Source organism: Acaryochloris sp. IP29b_bin.148 (assembly GCF_028285565.1).
Lineage (GTDB): Bacteria > Cyanobacteriota > Cyanobacteriia > Thermosynechococcales > Thermosynechococcaceae > Acaryochloris.
In genome coordinates this window covers 35,354-41,663 of the sequence record NZ_JANQOY010000172.1, presented here as the reverse complement: position 1 = coordinate 41,663, position 6,310 = coordinate 35,354, and the positions used below count along the sequence as shown (strand labels likewise).

General features: G+C 50.6%; 5 protein-coding genes. All 5 read left to right on the top strand.

Going from position 1 to position 6,310, the window contains the following annotated elements; all coding sequences use genetic code 11:
* Positions 1-2,950, top strand: a 2,950-nt coding sequence (gene gltB, locus Q0986_RS15900) for a glutamate synthase large subunit (RefSeq protein WP_299412411.1), incomplete at its 5' end; no start/stop codon positions are given.
* Positions 2,950-3,645 (top strand): 5'/3'-nucleotidase SurE, encoded by a 696-nt coding sequence (gene surE / locus Q0986_RS15895; protein ID WP_299412406.1) that lies wholly within the window; start codon positions 2,950-2,952, stop codon positions 3,643-3,645. The genes gltB and surE, both read left to right, overlap by 1 nt.
* 119 nt (positions 3,646-3,764) lie before the next feature.
* Positions 3,765-4,091: a hypothetical protein gene (locus Q0986_RS15890; RefSeq protein ID WP_299412403.1), complete on the top strand. Its 327-nt coding sequence runs from the start codon at positions 3,765-3,767 to the stop codon at positions 4,089-4,091.
* Positions 4,092-4,170: 79 nt separating this feature from the next.
* Positions 4,171-5,676: an AAA family ATPase gene (locus Q0986_RS15885; protein ID WP_299412400.1), complete on the top strand. Its 1,506-nt coding sequence runs from the start codon at positions 4,171-4,173 to the stop codon at positions 5,674-5,676.
* Between the two features lie 126 nt (positions 5,677-5,802).
* The gene (locus tag Q0986_RS15880) at positions 5,803-6,156 is read left to right on the top strand and encodes a DUF1257 domain-containing protein (RefSeq protein ID WP_010473055.1); all 354 of its coding nucleotides are present in this window, start codon (positions 5,803-5,805) and stop codon (positions 6,154-6,156) included.
* Positions 6,157-6,310 lie beyond the last annotated feature (154 nt).

The window sequence follows — 6,310 nt, the reverse complement described above, 5'->3', positions numbered from 1 at the left end:
CGCCCGCTTAATTAAGCTCAATTCTCCGGTGATTAATGAAACGGAGTTGAGTGAGATTCGCGACTCTGACTTTGGAGTGCAAACCCTCTCCACCTTATTCCCCCTCAGCAGTGGCCCGGAAGGCTTAGCCACCGCCGTCCAGTCCCTCTGTGAACAGGCCACCGCCGCCGTCCAATCGGGGCAACAAATTCTAGTGATTAGCGATCGCCAGACGCCCACGGGAGAAACCACCTGGCTTAATGCCGACTATAGCTATATCCCGCCATTGCTAGCGGTGGGGGCAATCCACCAGCATTTGGTCAAACAAGAAATTCGCCTGCAGGCTTCCCTGGTCGTGGAAACGGCTCAGTGCTGGAGTACCCATCACTTTGCCTGTTTGATTGGGTTTGGGGCAGCGGCCATTTGTCCCTACTTGGCTCTAGAATCCGTGCGTCACTGGTGGTCCGATCAGCGTACTCAAAGACTGATGGAGCGGGGCAAAATCCCGGCCATGACCATCGGTGGTGCCCAAAGCAACTATCGCAAAGCTGTGGAAGCAGGCTTGTTGAAGATTCTTTCCAAGATGGGGATTTCCCTGATTTCTAGCTATCAGGGGGCGCAGATTTTTGAAGGAATTGGGATTGGCCCGGAACTGCTAGAGTTAGGGTTTGCAGGCACCACCTCTCGGGTGGGGGGACTGACCATTGCTGAACTAGCCCAAGAGACGATGGCCTTCCACCAGAAAGCCTTCCCTGATCTGGATTTGAAAAAGTTAGAAAACTTTGGCTTTATCCAGTTTCGTCCGGGGGGTGAATACCATATGAACAACCCGGATATGTCCAAGGCCCTGCATAAAGCCGTGGCCGATAAGGACTATGACCATTACCAGTTTTATAAGCAGCAGTTGCTTAGTCGGCCTGTGACGGCCCTGCGGGATTTACTGGATTTTAAGAGCGATCGCACCGCCATACCCCTCACGGAGGTAGAGCCGGTAGAGGATATCGTTAAGCGCTTCTGCACAGGCGGCATGTCCCTAGGGGCCTTGTCCCGCGAAGCCCATGAGGTGTTGGCGATTGCCATGAACCGCATGGGAGCCAAGTCCAATTCCGGTGAAGGTGGCGAGGATACGGTGCGATTTAAGGTGCTCTCTGATGTAGATGCTAATGGTAAGTCGGCTGTGCTCCCCCATTTACAAGGACTTCGCAATGGCGATACAGCCAGCTCCGGGATTAAACAGGTAGCCTCGGGGCGGTTTGGGGTCACCCCGGAATATCTAATGAATGCCCAGCAAATTGAAATCAAGCTGGCCCAAGGCGCAAAACCTGGGGAGGGAGGACAGCTTCCAGGCAAGAAAGTCAGCCCCTATATTGCTATGCTGCGTCGATCCAAACCTGGGGTTACCCTGATTTCGCCTCCACCCCACCACGATATTTACTCCATTGAAGATCTGGCCCAGTTGATTTTCGATCTGCATCAGATCAATCCCCAAGCCAAAGTCTCCGTCAAACTCGTGGCAGAAATCGGCATTGGCACGATTGCGGCTGGGGTAGCTAAGGCCAATGCCGACGTCATCCAAATCTCCGGTCATGATGGCGGCACCGGAGCCTCGCCTTTGAGTTCAATTAAACATGCAGGTAGCCCCTGGGAACTGGGGCTAACGGAAGTCCATCGAGCTTTGATGGTGAATCAATTGCGCGATCGCGTTATTTTGCGATCCGATGGGGGTCTAAAAACGGGATGGGATGTGCTGATGGCGGCCCTGATGGGAGCAGAGGAATACGGCTTTGGCTCCATTGCCATGATTGCCGAAGGCTGTATTATGGCCCGCATCTGCCATACCAATAACTGTCCCGTGGGGGTTGCCACTCAGCAAGAAAAACTGCGCCAGCGTTTCACAGGTATTCCTGAGCATGTGGTTAACTTTTTCTACTTTATTGCCGAAGAAGTGCGTTCTCTTCTGGCCCATTTGGGGTATCACTCCCTCAATGAAGTGATTGGTCGAGCTGATCTGTTGCAGGTGCGAGAGGATGCTCAACTCACCAAAACCTCGCAGCTTAATTTGGATTGTCTAACCCAGCTTCCCGATACTCGTACAGATCGCAGTTGGCTGAATCATGGTCCTGTTCATACCAATGGACCTGTTTTAGATGACGAGCTATTGGAAGATGCTGATATTCAGCAGGCGATTCAAAATCAAATAGCTGTGGCTAAAACTGTGAAAGTTGTGAATACGGATCGAAGCGTGGGGGCGCGGATTGCGGGTGTGATCGCAAAACAGTACGGCAATACCGGATTTACCGGCCAGCTCAATCTCACCTTTGCAGGCAGTGCGGGCCAAAGCTTTGGGGCCTTTACCTTGCCCAATATGACTCTTAACTTAGTGGGAGAAGCCAATGACTATGTGGGTAAGGGGATGCACGGCGGTGAAATCACCATTAAACCTTCCCCAGAAGCCACCTATGCGGCTGCGGATAATGTAATTATTGGCAACACCTGTCTCTATGGCGCGACGGGAGGCATCCTCTATGCCAACGGTAAAGCGGGCGAACGATTTGCCGTGCGCAATTCCCAGGGCCAAGCGGTGATTGAAGGATCTGGCGACCACTGCTGTGAATATATGACGGGCGGTGTCGTGGTTGTTCTGGGAGAGACGGGGCGTAATGTGGGTGCGGGTATGACCGGAGGACTGGCCTACTTCCTAGATGAAGACGGCAGTTTCCCCACTAAGGTCAACCCAGAGATTGTTCAAATTCAGCGAGTCAATACGGAAGCGGGTGCCGAACAGTTAAAGGCTCTCATCCAAACCCATGTGGACCATACGGGTAGCCCCAAAGGTCAAGACATCTTAGATCGCTGGTCTGAATACCTACCGCAGTTCTGGCAGGTGGTTCCCCCTTCAGAGGCAGAGCGAGCAGAAGTGAGTCAAACCATTACTTCTGAGAAACAATTAACTTCACTCCCCACATCTTAATGACTTGGATTCTAACCAATGATGATGGGATTGATGCGCCAGGCTTAGCGGCTTTACAACAAGCGGCACCTCAATCTGCGATCGTGATCGCCCCTCAAGCTCACCACTCGGGCTGTGGCCATCAAGTAACAACAGCTAAACCCATTACGATAGAGGATCGCTCGATCACAACGACAGAGGCTCAATCTCGCTTTGGCATTGCTGGCACTCCCGTAGATTGCGTGCGGGTCGCCCTCCAGCATTTATGTCCCTCTCTGACTTGGGTCTTGTCAGGCATTAATGCAGGCGGCAACTTAGGATCAGATGTATATATTTCAGGCACAGTAGCAGCTGTACGAGAAGCTGCCCTACATCAGATTCCGGGTATTGCCATTTCTCAATATCATCGGCAGGACTATCCGATTGATTGGCAACGGTCGACCCATTGGGCTCAGCAAGTGATCCAATATTTGTTAGATATCCCCCTGCCTGCTCAGGCATTTTGGAACGTCAACTTCCCCCACCTTCCTCCTACTGCCCCTGATCCAGATATCATTCAATGCCCCCTATCTAAAAAGCCCTTACCGGTTGCCTACCGCCAGGAGAGGGATTCATTGGTGTACACCGGAAATTATCATCATCGCGATCGCGAATCCGGCAGCGATGTGGATGTCTGCTTCAGTGGACATATCGCTGTTTCTCAAATTCAGCTGTGAGTAGTCGGTTTATGTATTTATGTAACGTAATTGACGTCATGACAGCTTGACAGCTTGACAGCTTTAGGCATAATCCTTATGCTGTAATTCAATACCCGGGTATCCATTTACTAAGTCATATGCAAGATAAACAAAAGGTTACTCTTTACCTGCCACCCGATCTGCACCGTCAGCTCAAAATTCGAGCCGCCATCGATGCAGAGCCTATGTCAGCACTTGCTGAGCGGGCCATTGGTTTTTACCTGGGTCACCCTGAGGTGGTTGAACAGACTGAAGCATCTGCTTATGGGGCGACCCATCAAGTTTATGCCTGCCCCGAATGCACCACTGCTGTGGTTTTGCGTGCAGGTGAGATGATTTCGCTGAAGGAGCAGCCTGCAACGTTAAGTGATGATGGACTGAAGGTTCAACCTGCAGCTGAAGAACTTGTGGGAGCGAGTGTCTAAATTTTTAGCCTAGGCTTTAGCTGTCTGTCCAACTTCATGCATCCTCTGTATTCACCCCTTGCATTGGGAGACAAAGGTCATGAAAGAAGAGCTAAGCATACTGATTCAAGCTCAATATCCTTTGATCTACCTCGTTACCCCTGAGGAAGAGCGGGCGGAGCAGGCAATCGCGACGATTGCCAAAATGCAGCCAGAACGGAAGGTATTTGTCTGGACGGTCACCCGTGGCACGGTTGAATACGGTCAACCTCGTGGCTCAACTCAGCACAGTACCGTTTCTCCGCAAATGGCTATTCAGTCCGCGATTGGGGAACGTGAAAATTCCATTTTTATCTTTAAGGATCTGCATCCGTTTCTGGAAAATACTGAGGTGTTGCGGTGGTTGCGAGATGCGATCGCAAGCTTCAAAAACACCCATAAAACCATCATTCTAATGTCTCCGGTCCATCAGGTTCCGGTGGAATTGGAAAAAGAGATGGTTGTTTTGGATTATCCACTGCCGGGGTTAGCAGAACTACAAGAGGTCCTCGATCAGCAGTTGTCGTTTACAGGACAACCGCTCACCACCCAAGCCCGCGAAAAACTACTGAAGGCAGCGCTAGGGTTAACGAAAGACGAAGTCGAGAAGGTCTATCGCAAAGCAAAAGTTACCGCTGGTCAGCTCACCGAGGCGGAAGTCAATATCGTCCTGTCCGATAAAAAGCAGCTGATTCGCCGCAACGGCATCCTTGAATATATCGAATGCGATCAAACTATTGACTCCGTGGGGGGGTTAGAAGAGTTAAAGCATTGGTTAACCCAACGCTCAGAAGCCTTTACCGAACGGGCACGGGAGTATGGGCTACCTCAACCCAAGGGCATGTTGATTCTAGGGGTTCCCGGATGTGGAAAATCTCTTATTGCCAAGACCACCTCACAGTTATGGGGACTCCCTCTCCTTCGTCTAGATATGGGACGAGTGTACGACGGATCCACAGTGGGTCGTTCAGAAGCAAATCTTCGCAGTGCGTTAAAAACCGCTGAATCCATTTCTCCGGCCATCCTCTTTATTGATGAGATGGATAAAGCCTTTGCGGGTGGAGCGGGTTCTGCCGATTCTGATGGGGGCACATCCAGTCGGATTTTCGGATCTTTTCTAACCTGGATGCAGGAAAAAACCTCTCCAGTTTTTGTGATGGCCACTGCCAACCGGGTTGAGCGCTTGCCAGGTGAGTTCCTCCGCAAAGGCCGATTTGACGAGATCTTCTTTGTCGATCTGCCCAATCAACAAGAACGTCAACAAATTTTCCATATCCACCTCTCGCAACGCCGTCGAGATATTTCCCGGTTTGACTTAGCAGAATTGGCGAGTGTTTGTGATGGCTTTTCTGGTGCCGAGATTGAACAGGTTGTGATCGCGGCCATGTACGAAGCCTTTGCCCAGAATCGCGAATTTACCCAACTCGATATTATTGCGGCCAGCCGCTCAACTCTACCCCTCTCCAAGACAATGACCGAGCAGGTAATGGCCTTACGGGACTGGGCCCGGCAAAGAGCCCGCCCCGCAGCAGCCTCAGTCGCAGAATATCAGCGACTGGAGTTCTAAAAGTTTTCTCCTGTTCCCAGCAGGAGGAACCGCTAGCTATACGCTAGTTCATCCAACCGCAATTCTGTCAGCGTTGCGGTTTATCCCAACCAAACGTTGTTATCTCAATTCCTGGAGGAACATCCAATGTCACACTTTAGCACTCTCCGCACTAAGATCACTGAAGCTGAGATTCTTAAGTCCTCTCTGAAGGATCTCGGTATTGAAGTTAAAACCAATGCCGATGTGCGGGGCTATAATGGCCAGCGTGTTCGGGCAGATATCGTTGCCGTTTTAGACGGTGAATATGATTTGGGTTGGTCCCATAATACTGACGGCTCCTTTGATTTGATTGCCGATCTTTGGGGCGTTGCCAAAAAGCACAATCAAACAGAACTGATTAATTCCATCAACCAAAAGTACGCCGTCAATAAAACGCTGTCAGAAATTAAGCGGCCTGAACTGCAAAATGCTAACGTTAAGCTCGTTTTGCATCGTTAATTTTGCTGCGCGTTCCCAAAGAATCCTTAAGGCTGACCTCAGGGTCAGCTTTTTTTATATCTCAGAATGTTTAACATTCGTAACCCCTTGCAACTCCATTGATACGTCTGGAACCATCAGACTTAATATATTCCTAGGTCCCATGTCCGGAGCA